The 19590-nt window shown below is 66.1% G+C and carries 21 protein-coding genes; 11 read left to right on the forward strand and 10 right to left on the reverse strand.

All coding sequences use genetic code 11. The features are described 5' to 3' along the window. The 5 genes from livM to ACA097_RS15525 all read left to right on the forward strand — a co-directional run bounded on the left by livM (position 1) and on the right by ACA097_RS15525 (position 5361). Positions 1–1290, forward strand: a complete 1290-nt coding sequence (livM, locus tag ACA097_RS15505; RefSeq protein ID WP_160288538.1) for a high-affinity branched-chain amino acid ABC transporter permease LivM — start codon at positions 1–3, stop codon at positions 1288–1290. Continuing rightward, complete coding sequence (locus ACA097_RS15510; protein WP_043255691.1) at positions 1287–2159, forward strand: ATP-binding cassette domain-containing protein; 873 nt, start codon at positions 1287–1289, stop codon at positions 2157–2159. The genes livM and ACA097_RS15510 overlap by 4 nt, the downstream gene beginning before the upstream one ends. Then, the gene (locus tag ACA097_RS15515) at positions 2156–2872 is read left to right on the forward strand and encodes an ABC transporter ATP-binding protein (protein WP_371364338.1); all 717 of its coding nucleotides are present in this window, start codon (positions 2156–2158) and stop codon (positions 2870–2872) included. Before ACA097_RS15510 ends, ACA097_RS15515 begins: the two co-directional genes overlap by 4 nt. 119 nt (positions 2873–2991) lie before the next feature. After that, a complete protein-coding gene (locus ACA097_RS15520; protein WP_371364340.1) occupies positions 2992–3924 on the forward strand; it encodes an ornithine cyclodeaminase family protein in 933 nt (310 codons plus the stop codon). A gap of 675 nt (positions 3925–4599) precedes the next feature. Continuing rightward, a complete protein-coding gene (locus tag ACA097_RS15525; RefSeq protein WP_371364342.1) occupies positions 4600–5361 on the forward strand; it encodes an SDR family oxidoreductase in 762 nt (253 codons plus the stop codon). 129 nt (positions 5362–5490) lie between these two features. Here ACA097_RS15525 and ACA097_RS15530 read toward each other — a convergent pair whose 3' ends face one another. The 5 genes from ACA097_RS15530 to ACA097_RS15550 all read right to left on the reverse strand — a co-directional run bounded on the left by ACA097_RS15530 (position 5491) and on the right by ACA097_RS15550 (position 8928). Next, the gene (locus tag ACA097_RS15530) at positions 5491–6063 is read right to left on the reverse strand and encodes a HupE/UreJ family protein (RefSeq protein ID WP_371364344.1); all 573 of its coding nucleotides are present in this window, start codon (positions 6061–6063) and stop codon (positions 5491–5493) included. Between the two features lie 110 nt (positions 6064–6173). Beyond that, a complete protein-coding gene (gene ureG, locus ACA097_RS15535) occupies positions 6174–6788 on the reverse strand; it encodes an urease accessory protein UreG (RefSeq protein WP_043255684.1) in 615 nt (204 codons plus the stop codon). 11 nt (positions 6789–6799) lie between these two features. Further along, a complete protein-coding gene (locus tag ACA097_RS15540; RefSeq protein WP_371370528.1) occupies positions 6800–7471 on the reverse strand; it encodes an urease accessory protein UreF in 672 nt (223 codons plus the stop codon). Then, complete coding sequence (ureE, locus tag ACA097_RS15545) at positions 7471–7971, reverse strand: urease accessory protein UreE (protein ID WP_371364346.1); 501 nt, start codon at positions 7969–7971, stop codon at positions 7471–7473. The genes ACA097_RS15540 and ureE overlap by 1 nt, the downstream gene beginning before the upstream one ends. Before the next feature lie 321 nt (positions 7972–8292). Continuing rightward, positions 8293–8928 (reverse strand): TetR family transcriptional regulator, encoded by a 636-nt coding sequence (locus tag ACA097_RS15550; RefSeq protein ID WP_371364348.1) that lies wholly within the window; start codon positions 8926–8928, stop codon positions 8293–8295. Positions 8929–9075: 147 nt separating this feature from the next. On the opposite strand from ACA097_RS15550, the gene ACA097_RS15555 reads away from it, so the two are divergent. From ACA097_RS15555 to ACA097_RS15575, 5 genes are all read left to right on the forward strand, one after another. Further along, the gene (locus ACA097_RS15555; RefSeq protein ID WP_371364350.1) at positions 9076–10173 is read left to right on the forward strand and encodes a ferredoxin reductase; all 1098 of its coding nucleotides are present in this window, start codon (positions 9076–9078) and stop codon (positions 10171–10173) included. Positions 10174–10193: 20 nt separating this feature from the next. Beyond that, entirely contained in the window at positions 10194–11273 is a 1080-nt protein-coding gene (locus tag ACA097_RS15560) for a fatty acid desaturase (protein ID WP_371364352.1), read from the forward strand. Positions 11274–11399: 126 nt separating this feature from the next. After that, the gene (locus tag ACA097_RS15565) at positions 11400–13091 is read left to right on the forward strand and encodes a ShlB/FhaC/HecB family hemolysin secretion/activation protein (protein ID WP_371364354.1); all 1692 of its coding nucleotides are present in this window, start codon (positions 11400–11402) and stop codon (positions 13089–13091) included. 94 nt (positions 13092–13185) lie between these two features. Next, the gene (locus tag ACA097_RS15570) at positions 13186–13464 is read left to right on the forward strand and encodes a BrnT family toxin (protein WP_043255675.1); all 279 of its coding nucleotides are present in this window, start codon (positions 13186–13188) and stop codon (positions 13462–13464) included. After that, the gene (locus ACA097_RS15575; protein WP_160288529.1) at positions 13442–13702 is read left to right on the forward strand and encodes a BrnA antitoxin family protein; all 261 of its coding nucleotides are present in this window, start codon (positions 13442–13444) and stop codon (positions 13700–13702) included. Before ACA097_RS15570 ends, ACA097_RS15575 begins: the two co-directional genes overlap by 23 nt. 69 nt (positions 13703–13771) lie before the next feature. On the opposite strand, the gene ACA097_RS15580 is transcribed toward ACA097_RS15575, so the two are convergent. The 3 genes from ACA097_RS15580 to ACA097_RS15590 all read right to left on the reverse strand — a co-directional run bounded on the left by ACA097_RS15580 (position 13772) and on the right by ACA097_RS15590 (position 16515). Further along, complete coding sequence (locus ACA097_RS15580; RefSeq protein ID WP_371364357.1) at positions 13772–15157, reverse strand: APC family permease; 1386 nt, start codon at positions 15155–15157, stop codon at positions 13772–13774. A 267-nt stretch (positions 15158–15424) separates the two neighbouring features. Continuing rightward, positions 15425–15877 carry a Bro-N domain-containing protein gene (locus ACA097_RS15585; protein ID WP_371364359.1) on the reverse strand — a complete coding sequence of 151 codons (453 nt, stop codon included), beginning with the start codon at positions 15875–15877 and terminating at the stop codon, positions 15425–15427. A 392-nt stretch (positions 15878–16269) separates the two neighbouring features. Then, a complete protein-coding gene (locus ACA097_RS15590; RefSeq protein ID WP_043257801.1) occupies positions 16270–16515 on the reverse strand; it encodes a DUF6868 family protein in 246 nt (81 codons plus the stop codon). 205 nt (positions 16516–16720) lie between these two features. Here ACA097_RS15590 and ACA097_RS15595 point away from each other — a divergent pair, with 205 nt between their 5' ends. Next, the gene (locus ACA097_RS15595; RefSeq protein WP_371364361.1) at positions 16721–18022 is read left to right on the forward strand and encodes an MFS transporter; all 1302 of its coding nucleotides are present in this window, start codon (positions 16721–16723) and stop codon (positions 18020–18022) included. A gap of 72 nt (positions 18023–18094) precedes the next feature. On the opposite strand, the gene ACA097_RS15600 is transcribed toward ACA097_RS15595, so the two are convergent. Both ACA097_RS15600 and ACA097_RS15605 read right to left on the reverse strand, forming a co-directional pair. Further along, entirely contained in the window at positions 18095–18625 is a 531-nt protein-coding gene (locus tag ACA097_RS15600) for a hypothetical protein (RefSeq protein WP_371364363.1), read from the reverse strand. Positions 18626–18937: 312 nt separating this feature from the next. Continuing rightward, positions 18938–19495, reverse strand: a complete 558-nt coding sequence (locus ACA097_RS15605) for a hypothetical protein (protein WP_043255667.1) — start codon at positions 19493–19495, stop codon at positions 18938–18940. Positions 19496–19590: the final 95 nt, after the last annotated feature.

A 19590-nucleotide genomic window follows, 5' to 3' on the forward strand; every position in this document is an offset into this window, starting at 1 on the left:
ATGACTTCCGCAACTGCCTCCGCTCCGCGCCTCGACCTGAAAAAGAGCCTGCTGGACGCCGTCCTCGCCGGCCTGGTCGCGCTCATCGTCTTCGGCCCCATCGTCGGCATCGTCCTCGACGGCTACAGCTTCAACCTGCAACCCCAGCGCCTGGCCCTGATGGTCGGCGCCGTGATGCTTGGCCGCCTGCTGCTCAGCCTGTACCTGCAGACCCCAGCCGGCCAACGCGGGCTGGAGCGCTTCGAGGGTTCGGACTCCGGCATCAGCGTGCTGCCGCCCGGCTACAAGACCCGCCTGCGCTGGATCGTCCCGCTGCTGGTGGTGGCCGCGGTGATCATGCCGTTCTTCGCCACCAAGTACCTGCTCACCGTGGTCATCCTCGGCCTGATCTACGTGCTGCTCGGCCTGGGCCTGAACATCGTGGTGGGCCTCGCCGGTCTGCTCGACCTCGGCTACGTGGCCTTCTACGCCATCGGCGCCTACGGCCTGGCGCTGGGCTACCAGTACCTGGGCCTGGGCTTCTGGACCATGTTGCCGCTGGCCGCCGTGATGGCTGCCGTCGCCGGCGCGCTGCTGGGCTTCCCGGTGCTGCGCATGCACGGTGACTACCTGGCCATCGTGACCCTCGGCTTCGGCGAGATCATCCGCCTGATCCTCAACAACTGGCTGTCCTTCACCGGCGGCCCGAACGGCATGCCGGTGCCCTCGCCGACCTTCTTCGGCCTGGAATTCGGTCGCCGGGCGAAGGAGGGCGGCACGCCGATCCACGAGTTCCTCGGCATCGATTACAACCAGAACCTCAAGTTCATCTTCATCTACGCCGTGCTCTTCCTGGTCGTGCTGCTGGTGCTCTACATCAAGCACCGCCTGGTGCGCATGCCGGTCGGCCGCGCCTGGGAAGCGCTGCGCGAGGACGAGATCGCCTGCCGCTCGCTGGGCTTGAACCACGTGCTGGTGAAGCTCTCGGCGTTCATGCTCGGCGCTTCCACCGCGGGCCTGGCCGGGGTGTTCTTCGCCAGCTACCAGGGCTTCGTCAACCCGTCCTCGTTCACCTTCTTCGAGTCGGCGCTGATCCTCGCCATCGTGGTGCTGGGCGGCATGGGTTCGACGGTCGGCGTGGTGCTCGCGGCCTTCGTGCTGACCGTGACGCCTGAGCTGCTGCGCAGCTTCGCCGACTACCGCGTGCTGCTGTTCGGCATCCTCATGGTGCTGATGATGATCTGGCGTCCGCGCGGGCTGATCCGCATCAACCGCCGCGGCTTCGCCGTACGCAAGGGGGTGGCGCCATGAGCGACAAGATCCTCAGTGTCGAGCACCTGATGATGCACTTCGGCGGCATCAAGGCGCTGAACGACGTCAACCTGGATGTGGAGCGCGGTTCGATCACCGCGCTGATCGGCCCCAACGGCGCCGGCAAGACCACCGTGTTCAACTGCCTGACCGGCTTCTACAAGGCCACCGGCGGCAAGATCCTGCTCAACACCCAGGGCTCGCCGACCGACGTGATCAAGGTGCTCGGCCAGCCGTTCGAGGGCGGCGACTTCGTAAATCCGGCGAAATTCGCCAACCGCCTGTACTACAAGATGTTCGGCGGCACCCACCTGGTGAACCGCGCAGGCCTGGCGCGGACCTTCCAGAACATCCGCCTGTTCCGTGACATGTCGGTGGTGGAGAACTTGCTGGTCGCGCAGCACATGTACGCCAACCGCAACCTCATCTCCGGCATCCTCAACACCCCCGGCTACCGCCGCGCGGAAAGCGAGGCGCTGGACCACGCCTTCTACTGGCTGGAAGTGGTCGACCTGGTGGACTGCGCCAACCGCCTGGCCGGCGAGATGTCCTACGGCCAGCAGCGCCGCCTGGAGATCGCCCGCGCCATGTGCACGCGCCCCGAGCTGATCTGCCTGGACGAACCGGCCGCCGGCCTCAACCCGGCCGAGACCCAGGCGCTGAGCCGCATCGTTCGTTACCTGCGCGATCACCACGGGATCACCGTGCTGCTCATCGAGCACGACATGGGCATGGTCATGAACATTTCCGACCACATCATCGTGCTCGACCACGGCGACGTAATCGCCCGTGGCCTGCCGGCAGAAATTCGCAGCAACGAGAAGGTTATCGCCGCCTACCTGGGCGCAGATGAAGAGGAGCTCGCATGACGGCGCCCATTCTGGAATTCCGTGATGTGGATGTGTTCTACGGGCCGATCCAGGCGCTGAAGAAGGTTTCCCTGACCGTCAACGAAGGCGAGACGGTGGCGCTGATCGGCGCCAACGGTGCCGGCAAGTCCACCCTGCTGATGTCGATCTTCGGCCAGCCGCGCGCGGCGGCCGGGCAGATCCTCTACCGCGGCGAGGACATCGCCAAGCGCTCTGCGCACTACGTGGCCTCCAACGGCATCGCGCAGTCGCCGGAAGGGCGCCGGGTGTTCCCCGACATGTCGGTGGAGGAAAACCTGCTGATGGGCACCATCCCCATCGGCATCGACCACGTGCAGGAAGACATGGATCGCATGTTCGACCTCTTCCCGCGCCTGAAGGAGCGGCGCAACCAGCGCGCCATGACCATGTCCGGCGGCGAGCAGCAGATGCTCGCCATCGCCCGCGCGCTGATGAGCCGGCCCAAGGTGCTGCTGCTCGACGAACCCTCGCTGGGCCTCGCGCCCATCGTGGTCAAGCAGATCTTCCAGATCCTCCGCGAACTGGCGCAGAGCGGCATGACCCTGTTCCTCGTCGAGCAGAACGCCAACCACGCGCTCAAGCTGTCCGACCGCGGCTACGTGATGGTCAACGGCGAGATTCGCCTGACTGGCACCGGCGCCGAACTGCTTGGCAACCAGGACGTGCGCAACGCCTACCTGGGCGGGCACTGACGCGATAGTCGCTGGGTTCCCGCGTTCGCGGGAATGACGGGTTGGGGGGGCTCGGCATCCCTGGACCGTCTTCCCCGCGCACGCGGGGACCCAGTGAACCAGCCTTCACCGGAGTCCCCATGCAAGACGTTCGTTTCCTCACCAACGCCGACGTCGCCCCACGCCTGGCTTATCCACAACTGATCGAAGCGCTGCGCGCGGGCCTCGCCGGCCCCTGCGAGGCGCCAGTGCGCGGCTGCCACAACCTGCCGGACAACGCCTCGCTGCTGACCATGCCGGTGTGGCGGCCGAGACAGGACATCGGCGTGAAGCTGGTCACCGTGTTCCCCGGCAACGGCGCGCGCAACTTGCCGGCGGTAGCCGCGCTGTTCTGCCTGTTCGACGGCGAGAACGGCCGTCCGCTGGCGCTGCTCGAAGCCTCCGAACTGACCGCGCGGCGCACCGCCAGCACCTCGGCGCTGGCCGCCGACTACCTGGCGCGGCGCGATGCCCAGCGCCTGCTGATCGTTGGTAGCGGCACCCTGGCGGCGCATATGGTCCGCGCCCACAGCGTGGTGCGCAGTTACACCGATATCGCCATCTGGGGCCGGCAAGCGGAGAAGGTCGCCGCGCTGGTCGAACGCCTGAACGCCGAAGGCTACCCGGTGCGTGCCTGCACCGACCTCGCCGGAGGCGTGGCCCAGGCCGACACCGTCAGCTGCGTGACCACCTCGCGCGAGCCGATAGTGCGCGGCGAATGGCTGCGCCCCGGCACGCACCTCGACCTGGTCGGCGCCTTCCTGCCGAGCATGCGCGAGACCGACAGCGAAGCGGTGCGCCGTGCGCGCATCGTCGTCGACACCCGCGAAGGTGCGCTGGAGGAGGCGGGTGACCTGCTGATTCCGCTGGCCGAAGGGGTGATCGCCGCGTCGGCTATCCACACCCAGCTCAGCGACCTGTTGCAGGGCCAGGGCGGGCGCCGCGACGGCGAGGAGATCACCCTGTTCAAATCGGTCGGCTACGCCCTGGAAGACCTGATCGCCGCACGCCTGCTGGTGGAGCAGAACGGCTGAGGCGGTTGTCCAGAGAAACGCTGGACAAGATTGTGGATAACGCTGGGGCAGCTCGCCGCAAGGCCCGCCCCAGCAGCCTCCCAGCACCCTGCCGGTTTTTTCGCCAACGCCATAAATCCCCTGGATATACAAACAGTTAGCTTGCACCGGTGGGGTTGCGGACAGGTCCCCGGCTTGTCCACGGAAGCTGTTGGAATAGCTGTGGACAAGCTCGGGACAGACTGCCCCGCGCCAGGCCCCACGCGACTTGTGGCGGGTTGAGCGGTTTCTGTCCGATACGTGCCCTTGCTTGGCTACGTATCGGTTTATCCCCGGTGGCTGTTGAGCAGCCTGTGGAAAACGTGGGGGAAGACCGCTCCGGCCCCCGCCCTGCGGGGCCTCGCCGGGACTGGCTGATTTCTGCTCAGGTGGGGCTGCAGGCCGCACAATGCCTGATCCGGCATCGTGGATGCCGAGCACCGATCAATTTGCAGCAAAGGGTGAAGAAGCTGTGGAAAACCCTGTGCAGAAACTGGGGGAGAACGCTGCCAGCTCCCGCCCTTGAGGGCAGCGGCAACTGTGCGGGTGGTGTATCGCTTTTCTGTAGCGCACCCCGCGCAAGGCGGGCTGTTATCCTCGGGGGCCGACAGACCACCCGCGAGCCAGGCCGCACCTGGCCCAGAAGAGGAATTGCCCATGACCTCCAGCGTATTCATCACCGGCGCCACGTCCGGTTTCGGCGAAGCCTGCGCCCGCCGCTTCGCCCGCGAAGGCTGGTCGCTGATCATCAGCGGCCGTCGCGAGGATCGCCTGCAGGCGCTGGCCAAGGAGCTTTCGAGCCAGACCGAGGTGCTGCCGATCGTCCTCGACGTGCGCGACCGCGCTGCCGTGACCCGCGCCGTCGACAACCTGCCCGCCAAATTCGACAAGCTGACCGCGCTGATCAACAACGCCGGCCTCGCCCTGGGCGCGGACCCGGCGCAGAACTGCGACCTGGACGACTGGGACACCATGGTCGACACCAATATCAAGGGCCTGATGTATTGCACCCGCCTGCTGCTGCCGCGCCTGATCGCCCAGGGCCGCGGGGCGAGCATCCTCAACCTCGGCTCGGTGGCCGGCCAGTGGCCCTATCCGGGTAGCCACGTCTATGGCGCGACCAAGGCCTTCGTCGAGCAGTTCTCGCTGAGCCTGCGCTGCGACCTGCAGGGATCCGGCGTGCGCGTCAGCAACATCGAGCCGGGCCTGTGCGAGAGCGAGTTCTCCCTGGTGCGCTTCGGCGGCGACCAGGCGCGCTACGACAAGACCTACGCCGGCGCGGAAGCGCTGCAGCCGGAAGACATCGCCGAAACCATCTGGTGGATGATCAACCAGCCCGCGCACATCAACATCAACAGCCTGGAGATCATGCCGGTGAGCCAGGCCTGGGCCGGGTTCTCGGTGCATCGGAAGGAGTGATGCGGGGAAGCGGCGGTGCATAACCCCCACGGGGTTATGCACCCTACATGGGAGTCGATGTGCTCCCGTGGAATGCCGTTTTTTCGTAGGGCGAATAACCGCGAAGCGGTTATCCGCCGTTGCCAATCATCAACCCGCCAGCAACCACACTCCGGCACCCGCCGAAGCCAGCCCGGCGATGCGCACCAGCGGCGCGGCCGCCTGGGGCAGTGCACGAACCAGCGCATAACCCGCCGCATGCAGCGCGGCAGTCGCGCCGACGAATCCAGCGGCATAGGTCCAGGGGCTCGACAGCTCCGGCAGCTCCAGGCCGTGGGCGATGCCGTGGGCCAGGGCGAACACTGCGGTCACGCCCATCGCCAGCGGCAGCGGTGGGCGCACCGCCAGCGCCACGCACAGGCCCAGGGCGAGGACCGAAGCAGCGATGCCGGTTTCGATGAAGGGCAGTTGCACGCCGTCGAAGCCGAGCAGCCCTCCCAGCAACATCGTGCCGACGAAAGTGCAGGGCAGCGCCAGGCGCGCCGCGCCTTTCTGCTGTGCAGCCCAGAGCCCGACGGCGAACATCGCCAGCAGGTGGTCGAGGCCGGTCAGCGGGTGCAGCACGCCGGCGGCCAGGCCGTTGTCGCCATGCCCGGGGTGGGCGAAGGCGATGGCCGGGGTGAGGAACAGCGCCAGGGCGTAGAGGCTTTTGCGCAGGGACATGTGGGACTCCTTGGTGATCTTGTTCGTTGGACCCCCCGCGTTCGCGGGGGAGACGCATGGGGCCCGCTCCTTTCGTCATCCCCGCGAACGCGGGGACCTAGCAAACAACCTCAGGCCGCCGTCAGCAGCCCCTGCCGTTCTATGAAGGCGATGATCTCGTCCAACCCCAGGCCGGTCTTCTGGTTGCTGAACACGAAGGGGCGCTCGCCGCGCATCTTCCTGGCGTCGTGCTCCATCACTTCGAGGGACGCGCCCACCAGCGGCGCCAGGTCGATCTTGTTGATCACCAGCAGGTCGGACTTGCAGATGCCCGGCCCGCCCTTGCGCGGGATCTTGTCGCCGGCGGAAACGTCGATCACGTACAGCGTCAGGTCCGACAGCTCCGGGCTGAAGGTGGCCGAAAGGTTGTCGCCGCCGGACTCCACCAGGATCAGCTCCAGGCCCGGGAAGCGGCGGTTGAGCTGGTCGACCGCTTCCAGGTTGATCGAGGCGTCTTCGCGGATCGCCGTGTGCGGGCAGCCGCCGGTTTCCACGCCGATGATCCGCTCCGGGTCGAGGGCCTCGTTGCGCACCAGGAACTGCGCGTCTTCCTGGGTGTAGATGTCGTTGGTCACCACCGCGAGGTTGTAGCGATTGCGCAGGGCGCGGCACAGGGCGAGGGTCAGGGCAGTCTTGCCGGAGCCCACCGGGCCGCCGATGCCGACGCGCAGGGGTTGGGAGTTCATGGGCATTTCTCCTAGGAACGGAACAGACGGCTGTATTGCGATTCATGGGCCATGCTCGCCAGCGCCAGGCCGAAGGGCGCACTGCCGGGCGCCTCCTCGGCCAGCGCGGACGAGCAGGCCCGGTCTAGTTCAGGGAGCAGGCACGAGGTGAGCTTCTGCGCCGCCAGTTGGCCCAGCGGCAGGGCCTTCATCAGCACCGCGAGCTGGTTTTCCAGCCAGCTCCACAGCCAGGCACCGAGGGCTTGCTCCACGCTCAGCCCCCATGCCCGAGCAGCTAGGGCCCAGGTGGCGGCCAGCGAAGGTTCGGATTGGGCGGCGAGCCAGGTGCGCGCGGCGTCATCCAACTCCGGCAGGGCGTCCAGCAGTTGCGCCAGGGAGAAGCCCATCTGCCGGCTCTCCTGGGCCAGCTCGCGGGTTTCGCGGCTTGCGCGATGGCGCTCGGCGGCGTCGGAAAGGGCGCTCCAGTCAGCCGCCAGCGCGGCGCGCAGCAGCTCCGCCAGCAGCGGGCCTTCGAAGCGGGCGAGGTTCAGTTGCAACTGGTCGGCGAGCCAGGCGAAGGCGCTGTCGGCGTCCTTCACCAGGCCATGCTCCAGCGCCGCTTCCAGGCCTTGCGAATAGCTGTAGCCGCCGATGGGCAGCTGCGGGCTGGCCAGGCGCAGCAGGCTCCAGAAGCCGGCTGCGATCACTTGCGTACTCCGAACTGGTGCAGCTTCGGCGCGTAGTTGAACTCCGCTTCGCCGTGGTGCGAATGGTGGTGGCCGCCGCCATAGGCGCCGTGCTCGGGCTGGAAGGGCGCCTCGATGCTTTCCACGCTGGCGCCGAGCTGGTCGAGCATGGCCTTGAGCACGTAGTCGTCGAGCAACCGCAACCAGCCTTCGCCGACCTGCAGGGCGACGTGGCGGTTGCCCAGGTGATAGGCCGCGCGGTTCAGCTCGCGCGGGCTGGCGCAGGTCACGTGCATCAGTTGTTCGGGCGCGGCGTACACGCGCACCACGCGGCCGTCGTTGGCCAGCAGGAAGTCGCCATCGGCCAGCGGTGGTTGGCCGCGTTCGAGGAACAGGCCGACGTCTTCGCCGTCGCGGCTGAAGCAGCGCAGTCGGCTTTTGCTGCGGGCTTCGTAGTTCAGGTGCAGTTCGGCGTCCCAGCGCTCGCGGGGTTCGGTGCGTTGGTGGATGACCAGCATGGCGGTGTCCGTAGGCAGGCAATGGCGGAGCTACAGCAAGGGCCTTGCCAGCCTGCTCGCAGCCAGCAACCACGGGCTGTCCGAACGATCAGGAATGGTGCGGGTGCGCGCTCGTGGTGCGCACGCAAATGGTGCGCACCGTTCGGGGGCGTGAAGGGGTTCGGATTCGATTTCTCCTGCGTCATCCCCGCGAACGCGGGGACCCAGAGCACTGGGTAGGAGCGGATCTCATCCGCGAAAATCCCTGCGCCGATATCCCGTGTAGGAGCGCGCCATGCGCGCGATTCGCGGACAAGGTCCGCTCCTACAGGGCAGCGCGGCTTACCCGCGCGGGTCGATGCCCAGCCAGTGCTTCGCGCCGATCATGATGAAGCGCAGCTGCTGGGTGACCTTGGCTTCCGGAGTCAGGTGTGCCGGCAGCGTGTCGTGCGGCGGGTCGATCAGCTCGGGGAGGGTGGCGAACACCGTCTTCACCACCAGGTCGGCGATCACGTCGAGGTCCGCCGTCTTCAGGTGCGGCAGCTTGTTGAGCAGCGCGAGGTCGGCGGCGAGGTCGTCGGTGATGCGCTGGCGCAGGGTGCCGATGGCCTGGCGGATCACCAGCGAGCCGCCGTACTGCTCGCGGGCGAGGAACAGGAACTGGGTGCGGTTGGCGGTGACTGCGTCGAGGAAGATGCGCACCGAGGCCTCGATCACCCCGCCCATCTCGAACTCGTTGTGGCGTACCACGCGCAGGGTCTGGCGGAAGGTCTCGTCGACGTCGGCGACCAGCGCCAGGCCCAGCGCGTCCATGTCGGCGAAGTGCCGGTAGAAGCCTGCCGGAACGATGCCGGCGGCGCGCGCCACCTCGCGCAGGCTGAGGGCGCTGAAACCGCGGCCGCTGTCCATCAGGCCGCGCGCGGCGTCCATCAGGGCCTGGCGGGTCTGCTGTTTCTGTTCGGCGCGGGGAGAGGACATGGAGGCTTCCGTGGCGAGGGCTGCGGCACTCTAGCAAATGACCAGGCAAAACGGTGAGCCGCCCCCGTCTTTTCAGTGAACGAGTGTTGACTGAAAGGTGGCGGCATGCCAGTTTAGTGAACAAGTGTTTACTCTTCTGGTATTTGCATGTCCCTGCTTCCCCTGACCTGGCTGCGGCCCTTGCGCCCGCTGCTCGCCCCCTTGCGCGTGCTGGCGCGTGACGGCTGGCTGCGCGAAGCCGACGTCGACGCCGTGCTCGCCGCGCTCAATCCCGCCTGGGCTCTGAACCGTGTCTTCGCCCGCGTCGAGGCGCGGCAATGGGTCGCTGACGACATGCTCGCCCTGCGCCTGCGACCCAACGCCAACTGGCGCGGCGCGCGGCCCGGGCAGCACCTGCAGCTTTTCATCGAGCACGACGGCGTGCGTCTCGGCCGCAGCTACAGCCTGATCGGTGAGAAGGACGGTTGCCTGGAGATCGCCGTGAAGCGGCAGCCGGACGGACGTGTCTCGCCATTGCTGGTCGGTCAATTGTGCGTGGGCGATGTGCTCGAACTGGGCGCGCCGGGCGGCGACCTGCACTGGCCGCAGGACGAGCGCGGCGTGCTGCTGCTCGCTGCCGGCAGCGGCGTGACGCCCTTGCTCGGCCTGCTGCGCCAGGCGCTTGCCGATGGCTATCGCGGACCGATCACGCTGCTGCATTACGTCCGCGAGCGCGGCCAGCGTGCCTTCCACGACCATCTGCAGGCGCTCGCCGAACAGTTCCCAAACTTCACCCCGCGCTGGGCCATCAGCGGCGCCGAAGCCGACGCCGGCGATCTGCACGGGCGCTTCCGCCACGAGCATCTGCAAGACCTGGCAGGTGAGCATGTGCTGGCCTGCGGCCCGGCCGGCTTCGTCGAGGCCGTGCGCGAATCGCTGGCCGAACGCGCGGCCAGTCTGCAATGGGAAGCCTTCAGCGCTCCCGCCTGGAGTGGCTATGAAACTCGGCACGAAGTGCGCCTGCACTTCGCCCGCAGCGGCCAGCAATCCCTCGGCGACAACCAACGCAGCCTGCTCGAACAGGCCGAAACCGCCGGCCTGCGCCCGGCCCACGGTTGCCGCCAGGGCATCTGCGCCAGCTGCACCTGCACCCTGCTTTCCGGCAGCGTGCGCGACCTGCGCAGCGGCGAGCTGCACAGCGAGCCGCAACAGCCGATCCGCCTGTGCGTCAGCGCCCCGCAGGGCGACGTCAGCCTCGACCTCTAATTTCTTTCGGAACCTCTGCAATGCGCGAAGACCGCGACCTTTCCCCGGCCGAACTGGCCGCCTTCGGCGCCGAACTTGATGCCCTGCGCCTGCGCACCCTGAACGACCTCGGCGAGACCGATGCACGCTACATCCGCCGCGTTCGCGCCGCGGTGCGCGCCTGCTGCTGGAGCGGCCGCGCGCTGCTGATGTTCGGCTGGTTCCCGCCGACCTGGCTGCTCGGCAGCCTGCTCCTGGGCCTGGGCAAGATCCTCGAGAACATGGAGCTCGGCCACAACGTCATGCACGGCCAGTACGACTGGATGAACGACCCGGAGCTCGCCGGCCGCCAGTACGAGTGGGATATCGTCGGCCCGGCCGATTTCTGGCGGCACACGCACAACCACATCCACCACACCTACACCAACGTGCTGGGCAAGGACGACGACGTTGGCTACGGCGTGGTGCGCCTCTTCCCCGAGCAGAAGTGGAAGCCCTTCTACCGCTGGCAGCCGCTGTGGGTAACGCTCCAGGCGGCGCTTTTCCAGTACGCCGTGGCGGTCCAGCACCTGCGCCTGGACAAGTACTTCAAGGGCCGCATGAGCAAGGACGAACTGCGCCCGCTGCTGCGCCAGTTCAACGCCAAGGTGGGGCGCCAGTGGGTCAAGGATTACCTGTTCTTCCCGCTGCTCGGCCTGTTCGGTGGCGGCTTCGGCGCAGTGCTAGCCGGCAACCTGCTGGCCAACCTGCTGCGCAACCTGTGGACCTTCACGGTGATCTTCTGCGGCCACTTCACCGAGAAGGCCGCGGTGTTCCCAGCGAGCGTGCTGGAGGGCGAAACCCGCGGGCATTGGTACCTGCGCCAGCTGCGTGGCTCCAGCAACCTGGAAGGCGGCAAGCTGCTGCACATCCTCACCGGCAACCTCAGCCACCAGATCGAGCATCACCTGTACCCCGACCTACCAGCCCGCCGCTACGCGGAACTTGCGCGCGAAGTACGCGAGATCGCCGCGCGCTACGGACAGACCTACAACAGCGGCAGCTTCGCGCGGCAGTTCAGCACCGTGCTCAAGCGCATCTGGATCTACCGCCTGCCGTCGGAGCCCGTAACCCTGCCCTGACGAAACCGGGCGAGGGCGCGCAGGCCGAATCCGAATTGCCGCCGCCTTCGCTGCCGCCCGGTCTGCCAGCGGCCACGCCTTGTTGTAATCCCGCGCCCAGTCTTCGCCATTCGAGGGTTCGCCGGGATGAAAGCATCGTCATGCCATTGGGCGCTGGCCGCCGCCTGCTTCGCCAATCTGGACACCCAGGCCGCGTCGCTCCCCGCGACACCGGGGGAGCGCGATTACCAGCACGAACGCCAGGAGCAACTGCTGCGCGAGCAGGAAAGGCGGCTGCTGGAGCTGCAGCAGCTACCCGGCGAGGCCGCGCCACAATCGCCGGAAGAAAGCGCAGGCGATAGCCGCTGTGTGGTTGTCCGCAGCATCAATCTGCAAGGCGCCGAGCATCTCGACCTGTCCACCCGTGAGCGATTGCTGGCCGCCCATCGCGGCCGGTGTTTGAGCGCCCATCAGCTCGACGGGCTGCTCAAGGCGATCACCGATCACTACCTGGCGCGCGGCCTGGTCACCACGCGCGTCTACCTGCCGCAGCAGGACCTCTCCACAGGCGCGCTGCAGATCCGAGTGGTCGAAGGTCACCTGGAGGGCTTCGATAACTCCAGCCTCGCCAGCGACCGCGAACTGGGCATGGCCTTTCCCGGCCGCCCCGGCGAACTGCTCGACCTGCGCGAGCTGGAGCAATTGGTCGAGCACCTCAACCGCCTGCCTTCGCGCCAGGCGCAGCTGGAGCTGGTGCCCGGCCAGGAAGTCGGCGGCAGCCGCGTGCGGGTGGCGGGCGAGCGCGACAAGCCTTGGCGTGTGTCCGCCTTCCGCGACAACAGCGGTGAACGCAGCAGCGGTGAGCAGCAGGCCGGCGTCGGTCTGGATTGGGACAGCCCGCTGGGCCTCGCCGACCAGCTTGCCCTGCGCGCCGGCCAGGATGTCGTGAGTGATCGCTGGAAAGCTTCCGATCACCAGGGGCTGTTCTACAGCTTGCCCTACGGCTGGTGGACCTTCAGCTACGGCTACCAGCGCAGCGCCTACCGCACCCGCAGCCAGGGCTATGGCTACGCCTTCACGCTGGATGGCGACAGCCAGGTGCAGCGCCTGGGCGGCGAGCGTGTGCTGCATCGCGATGCGGTGAGCAGGACATCGCTCAACCTTGGCCTGGCCCGGATGTCCTCGCGCACCTACATCGATGGCGAGGAGATAGGCATAGCCAGCAGCGAGATCACCGAGGCGCAGCTCGGGTTCGGCCACGGCCGGCGCATCGGTGGGGCTTTCATCAATCTCGATGCCGGCTGGCAGCAAGGCATTGGGGCGCTCGGCGCCCAGGGCGAGCACGATCCGCAGCCCGGCGAGCCGCACGCGCTCTACGACAAGTACACGCTGACCCTGAGCTACCTGCAGCCATTCCAGCTGTGGGGCGAGCGCTTCAACTTCGACGCGCTGGCCACCGCGCAGCGTAGCGAAGACGTCCTGAACGGCCCGCAACGCATCAGCCTCGGCGGGCTCAACTCGGTACGCGGCTTCAAGGAGCAGAGCCTTGCCGGCGACTCCGGCTACTACTGGCGCAACCAGCTGCGCTGGCGCCGCCCTCTGGCGTGGGGGCCATGGCTGCAGGAGTACGGCGTGGGCTACGGCTACGACTTCGGTGCCATCGCCCACGGCCGCTACAACCCCGACCTGCATGGCCGCCTGAGCGGCCACGCGCTGGAGTTTCGCGTTCGCGGTCGCCACCTGGCGGCTGCGCTGAGTTTCGCCCGCTCGTTGGAGCGACCCGCCGTCATCGAGCGGCGCGAGCGCCCGGTGTACTTCCGCGCCGAGCTGTTTTTCTGAGCCAGCAACCAGTTGTCGGTCGCCGGCGGCAAGGCGGCTGCACAATCCCCAAAAGTGGAGTAGTGTATGTACACATGTAATTACGGTGAGTCCCATGTTCTTTGAATGGGACGAAGCCAAGAACCGGGCGAACATCCGCAAGCACGGCATCGACTTCAGCGACGTGCCGGACATGTTCCAGCATCCGATGCTGGTGCTGCGCGATGACCGGATCGACTACGGCGAGGAGCGCTGGATCGGCCTGGGCAGGCTGATGGCGCTGTTCGCGGTGGTCGTGTACTGCGAACGAAGCGGCGAGACGATTCGCATCATCTCCGCCCGCAAAGCCACTCGAGAAGAGGCCAGACGCTATGCCAAACGCATCGAAAACTGATTGGGACCGCCTGGCCAGACAGGCCGACAAGGACATCGACACCAGCGAAATCCCCGAGCTGGGCGACGCCTTTTTCGAGCAGGCCGAGCTGCACGTGCCGGCGAAACAATCGGTGACCATCCGCCTGGACGCCGACGTGCTCGCCTGGTTCAAGGAGCAGGGCGCCGGCTACCAGACCCGCATCAACCAGCTGCTGCGCCAGTACATGCAGGCCCAGCTGAGCCGCAAGGGCCGCTGACGGCAAAAGGGGACGGAAGCATTCTTCCGTCCCCTTTCGTTTTGCCGGAGCAGCTGCCCCGGCGATTCATCACTCCGCCATCTGCAGTTCCGGCAGCGGTTCGCGGAACAGGCGGGTGGCGCTGAGCAGGCAGATGAGGCCTAGGGCCATCCAGCCGAAGCCGATCATGAAGGTCATGCCCGACAGGCTCGACCACAGCCAGATGGTGCTGAGGAAGCCCGCCGCCGGCAGCGCGCCGTAGCTCAGGTAATCACGCAGGCCGGTGCGCTTCTCGTCGATCAGGTAGTGCTTGATGACGGCCAGGTTCACCGCCGAGAACGCGAAGAGCGCGCCGAAGCTGATCATGTTGGCAACCGTATCCAGGGTGACGAACAGCGCGATCAGCGAGAGCAGGCTGATGAGCATGATCGCCGTGGCCGGTACGCGCTTCTTCGACACCAGCTTGCCGAACACCCGGGGAATCGCCCCATCACGCCCCATGGCGAACAGCACGCGCGACACGCTGGCCTGGGACACCATCGCCGAAGCGAAGCAGCCGGCCACATAGGTCGCGGTGAAGAATGTCACCAGGCCTTCGCCGCCGATGCGGCGCATCACGTCCAGCGCGGCGGAATCGGCGTCGGTGAGGGCGCTCCATTCCGGGAAGACCAGCTGGCCGAAATAGGCCGGGACGATGAACAGCAGGCCGCCGATCAGCGTCACCAGCATGATGGCTCGGGGAATCTGGCGCTTCGGGTTCGGCGTTTCCTCGGCCATGGTCGACACGGCATCGAAGCCGAGGAACGACAGGCAGAGCATGGCCGCGCCGGACATCACCAGCGAGAAGTCGAAGTGCTCGCCATAGATTGGCTTGAGCAGCGAAATCGGTTCGGCCTGGCCGTTCAAGTGGCTCACCGAAAGGGCGATGAACACCACGATGAATACGGCCTGGGCGACGATCAGAATCCAGTTCACGCGGGTGATGGACTCGATGCCGACGAGGTTGAGGAAAGTCACCAGCGCGATCGAACCCAGGATCCAGGTCGCGGCGGGCACCGCCGGGAAGTACTCGGCCATGTAGATGCCGATCAGCAGGTAGCTGAGCAGCGGCAGGAAGATGTAGTCGAGCAGCAGCGTCCAGCCGGCCATGAAGCCGAAATAGGCGCCGAAGGTCTTGCGCGTGTAGGTGTAGACCGAGCCGGAGAACGGATGCGCCTGGACCATGCGCCCGTAGCTGTAGGCGGTGAGCAGCATCGCCGCCAGGGTGATCACATAGGCGGTGGATAAATGACCCATGGTCAGCCGGGTAACCAGGCCGTAGGTCGTGAAGACCGCCAGCGGCACCATGTACGCCAGCCCGAAGAGAACGAGCGCGGTGATGCCTAGGGATTTGCGAAACGCTCGGGGCGCGCTCGCATCGGAATGCGGTTGATGGGCAGGGATGGAGGTATCGGAAGCGTTTGTTGTTTTTTTCATTGCTGACTCGTGGAAGCTGAACGCAAGACCTTTCGGGGCGGGCGATGGTGCTTCAGCTTCCGGCCGAGGAAAATTATTAAAAATATGCTCGGGGCCTATAAAAAAGATCGCCGCGGCGGTCAGGCAACGGGTTGATTTTCAAAGGCTAAACGGCCGGCACGGGCAGGAGTAGAGGGCGCAAAAGGGGCCGTATTCCGCTCTGCAATGGGGCTTCGCGATCGTCTTGCAGCATGGGTTTCGCAGGTCAACCCATCCTGCGAACTCCCTTCAGCGGGCCTGCATCAGCCTCGGCACTTTCTCCAGCGGCACCCACAATTCGCCCTGCCATTCGAGCAGCGTCATGCGTTGCTGCTGCAGGCTCATCACCACGCGGCGCGGCAGGTAGTCGTCGTCGCTGTGCAGGTCGCGCAGGGTGGGGATGACCTCGTGGCTGAGCCAGTGTTCGAGGCTGCTCACTTCCGGGTGGCCGAAGCGGACCAGGGCCTTGTAGAGCGCCGGTTCGCTGAGCATGTCGACCGGCTCTTCGCGGCCGCTTTCGTATTGCAGGTGGACGCGGCGGGTTTCGTGGGGCTGGAAGCGCTGGTGGAAGCTGTGCGGGTACCTCACCGCGAGCAGGCGGGCGAGGTCGACGGCGGCGAACCAGGGTTGGTTGTCGATCATGGTCGCGCGCAGGGTGCGCAGGTGACGGGGGAAGAAAGTGGGGAGGTAGACGTCTTGCACTTCGGGGCTCCTTTTCCGATCAGGAACCGCCCCCATCCGGGTGTGGATGGAGGCGGACCGTGCAAGGGTGGAATCGCCGGAGTACACCAATCCGGTCGGGCTCGCGCCCGCCTTGCACGGTCCGCCATAGACTGCCAGGGCTCGGTCTGCGTAAGGCCGGCCGCGCTCTGCTACAGCGAACTGCAAGGTGTACTACCCAGGATTCCACTCCTGGCCACGGCAAATTCGTGGCGGGCGGAACCCTACGCAGAGGGCTTGTAGGACGGCAATGCAGTCGCAGTGTAGGACGATTCCCAAATGCGCCGGCGGTTGTCGGGGCCGAGAAAATTTCTCCTGCAGGCATCCGCGCCCTGCGCGCCGATTGGCGCTCGCAGACGATCACTCAGCGCGGCTCATGCGCCGGTTATCCACAGCGCCAGCAGCGGCACCAGGACGAACAGCAGCACGCCGATCTTGTAGATCGCCATGCCGGCGTAGTGCAGGGCGTCGAAGGTCTCCGGCGAAAGTCGGAACCATTGGCTGTGCAGGCGATAGAGCCAGTCGTGGGCGAAGCAGAACACGGCGAACCAGAGCAGCAGCACGGCGTAGTTGAGCAGCAGGTACCAGAGCAGGATTTCGCGATGGTCATGGAAGGGCATGGTCGTCTCCTTCAGCATTTTCCTACCTGTTGATTGAAGCATCCCGCGGCGGCCGGGTGTCGCGGCCAATGGCGGCACGCGGAGCGGGAGTGGATAATGCGCGCCTCTCGGCCTGCGCCTTCCGGCCCCGTCCGTTCCGCGGTCATCGCGTTTTCTTCTTAGTCACTCTCGCTCGCCGCGCCTGCTCGCGCGGCCAGGAACCACCATGTTCAGCCCGCTCGTCACCTTCCCGGCGCTCTATACCGCCACCTTGCTCATGCTCGCCGGCTCCGGCCTGTTCACCACCTACATGGGCCTGCGCCTGACCGCCGAAGGCGCGGGCGACCTCTGGGTCGGCGGGCTGATGGCGGCCTACTACTTCGGCCTGGTCTGCGGCGGCAAGTTCGGCCACAAGCTGATCGCCAGCTTCGGCCACATCCGCTCCTACGTGGCCTGCGCCGGAATCGCCACCGTGGTGGTGCTGCTGCATGCGTTGGTCGACAGCCTGGCCATCTGGATCGTGCTGCGCTTCGTCCTGGGCGCGGTGATGATGAACCAGTACATGGTGATCGAGAGCTGGCTCAACGAGCAGGCCGAGAGCCACCAGCGCGGCAAGGTGTTCGCAGGCTACATGGTGGCGGTGGACCTGGGCCTGGTGGTCGGCCAGGGCCTGCTCGCCGCAAGCCCGGCGCTGGATTACAAGCCGTTGCTGCTGGTGGCGATCTGCTTCGCCTCCTGCCTGATCCCGCTGGCCATGACCCGCCGCGTGCACCCGGCCAAGCTGGTGGCGGCGCCGCTGGAGATCGGCTTCTTCTGGAAGCGCGTGCCGCAATCGCTGGGCACCATTTTCGTCGCCGGCCTGATGGTCGGCGCCTTCTACGGCCTGGCGCCGGTGTACGCCAACCGCAACGGCCTGGACACCGCGCAGTCGAGCCTGTTCGTCGGCATGTGCATCGTCGCTGGCTTCTGCGCGCAGTGGCCGCTGGGCTGGTTGTCGGACCGGGTCAACCGGGCCTGGCTGATTCGCGGCAACGCGCTGCTGCTGTGCGCCGCCGCCGTGCCGATGTGGGGGCTGATCCAGCTGCCGTACTGGGCGCTGCTAGCCAACGGTTTCGTCACCGGCATGCTGCTGTTCACCCTCTACCCGCTGGCGGTCGCGCTGGCCAACGACCACGTCGAGCAGCCGCGCCGCGTAGCGCTCTCGGCCATGCTGCTGACCACCTACGGCGTGGGCGCGTGCATCGGCCCGCTGTTCGCCGGTGCGCTGATGCATCGCTTCGGGCCGGGCATGTTCTACATGCTGGTGTCGGCCTACGCCGTGCTGCTGATCTTCTGGGTGCAGCCCAAGCGCGTGGCCGGCCTGCACCGGGTCGACGAGGCGCCGCTGCATCACGTTGCCATGCCCGATACGGTCAGCCCGATGTCGGCGACTCTCGACCCGCGCGTGGAAGAAGTGCCGGAAGAGCTTGTGGTGGAGGCGCCGCCGAACATCGGTCGCTCCGACGGTGCGCCGGACAAGACGAGCTGATCCACCCGCAGAAATGAGAAAGCCCGGCAGATGCCGGGCTTTTCTTTCACCTTGCGGTGTACTGCGTGAGGCTTACGCCTTGAGGTGGGCGTTGAAGACGATGTCGCCACCGGCTTCGGCTACGTTCATTTCGCCGTGCAGTTTGTCGATGGTTTGGCTGGAGCCGTTTTCAGCGACGCCCAGTTGGCTGTGCAGTTTGTCGACGGTCTGGCTGGAGCCGTTTTCAGCGACGCGCAGTTGGCTGTGCAGTTTGTCGACGGTCTGGCTGGAGCCGTTTTCGGCTACGCCCAGTTGGCTGTGCAGACGGTCGACGGTCTGGCTGGAGCCGTTTTCGGCAACGCCGAGTTGGCTGTGCAGTTTGTCGACGGTTTGGCTGGAACCGTTTTCGGCTACGCCCAGTTGGCTGTGCAGGCGGTCAACGGTTTGGTTGGAGCCGTTTTCAGCGACGCCCAGTTCGCGGTGCAGGCGGTCAACGGTCTGGCTGGAACCGTTTTCGGCTACACGGGCTGCGGCGGCATGGATGTGATCAGAGCCGTCCTGGGCGAAGGCGATGTTGGCGGCCAGGAGGGAGAGGGCAAGGCTGAGGGCGATTCGAGTTTTCATTTTGGTTAGCTCCGCAAGGGGGAAGAGGTTTTGATCCGGTACAGGTTCATTTTCCCTTCGGAGAAATCGATTTAAAAACGATGCTCCTCAATACAGAGGATCGACGAGCTCGATTATTTACCGGTCCGATTGCAACTATCGCTGTCGATGATTGCGGTCGTCGAAGGGCTCTGGATCGGGCGTTTGCGCGGGGTGTGGGGCGGGAAAGGTTGGTCGTGAGCATTCCCGGGTAAATCATTCGAGCGACGGAAATAAGAAAGCCCGGCAGATCAGCCGGGCTTTTCATTCACCTTGCGGTGTACTGCGTGGCGTTTAGGCCTTCAGGTGGGCGTTGAAGACGATGTCACCACCGGCTTCGGCAACGCTCATGTCGCTGTGCAGGCGGTCGATGGTTTTGCTGGAACCGTTCTCGGCAACGCTCATGTCGCTGTGCAGGCGGTCAATGGTTTTGCTGGAACCGTTTTCAGCAACACCCATTTGCTGGTGCAGTTTGTCGACGGTCTGGCTGGTGCCGTTTTCGGCAACGCCCATTTGTTGGTGCAGCTTGTCGACGGTCTGGCTGGTGCCGTTCTCGGCGACGCCCATTTGCTCGTGCAGTTTGTCGACGGTGCGGCTGGAACCGTTTTCGGCGACGCGGGCTTCGCTACCCATTTCTTTGTGCAGACGGTCGATGCTGTGTTTGCTGCCGTTCTCGGCAACGCGGGCGTCGGCGGCCTGGCGTTGATGCAGTTTGTCGATGGTGCGATCCGAACCGTCCTGGGCGATTTGCGGCTGGGCGATGGCGGAAGCGCTGGTCGGCGCGGGGGCGGCGAAGGCCATGTTGGCAGCCAGCAGGGAGAGGGCAAGGCTGAGGGCGATTCGGGTTTTCATTTTGAGTAGCTCCGCAAGGGGGAAGAGGTTTTGATCCGGTACAGGCTTATTTTCCCTTCGGATAAATCGATTTAAAAACGATGCCCATCAATGCT

The sequence above is a fragment of the Pseudomonas sp. QL9 genome, assembly GCF_041409665.1.
GTDB classification, from domain to species: domain Bacteria; phylum Pseudomonadota; class Gammaproteobacteria; order Pseudomonadales; family Pseudomonadaceae; genus Pseudomonas; species Pseudomonas knackmussii.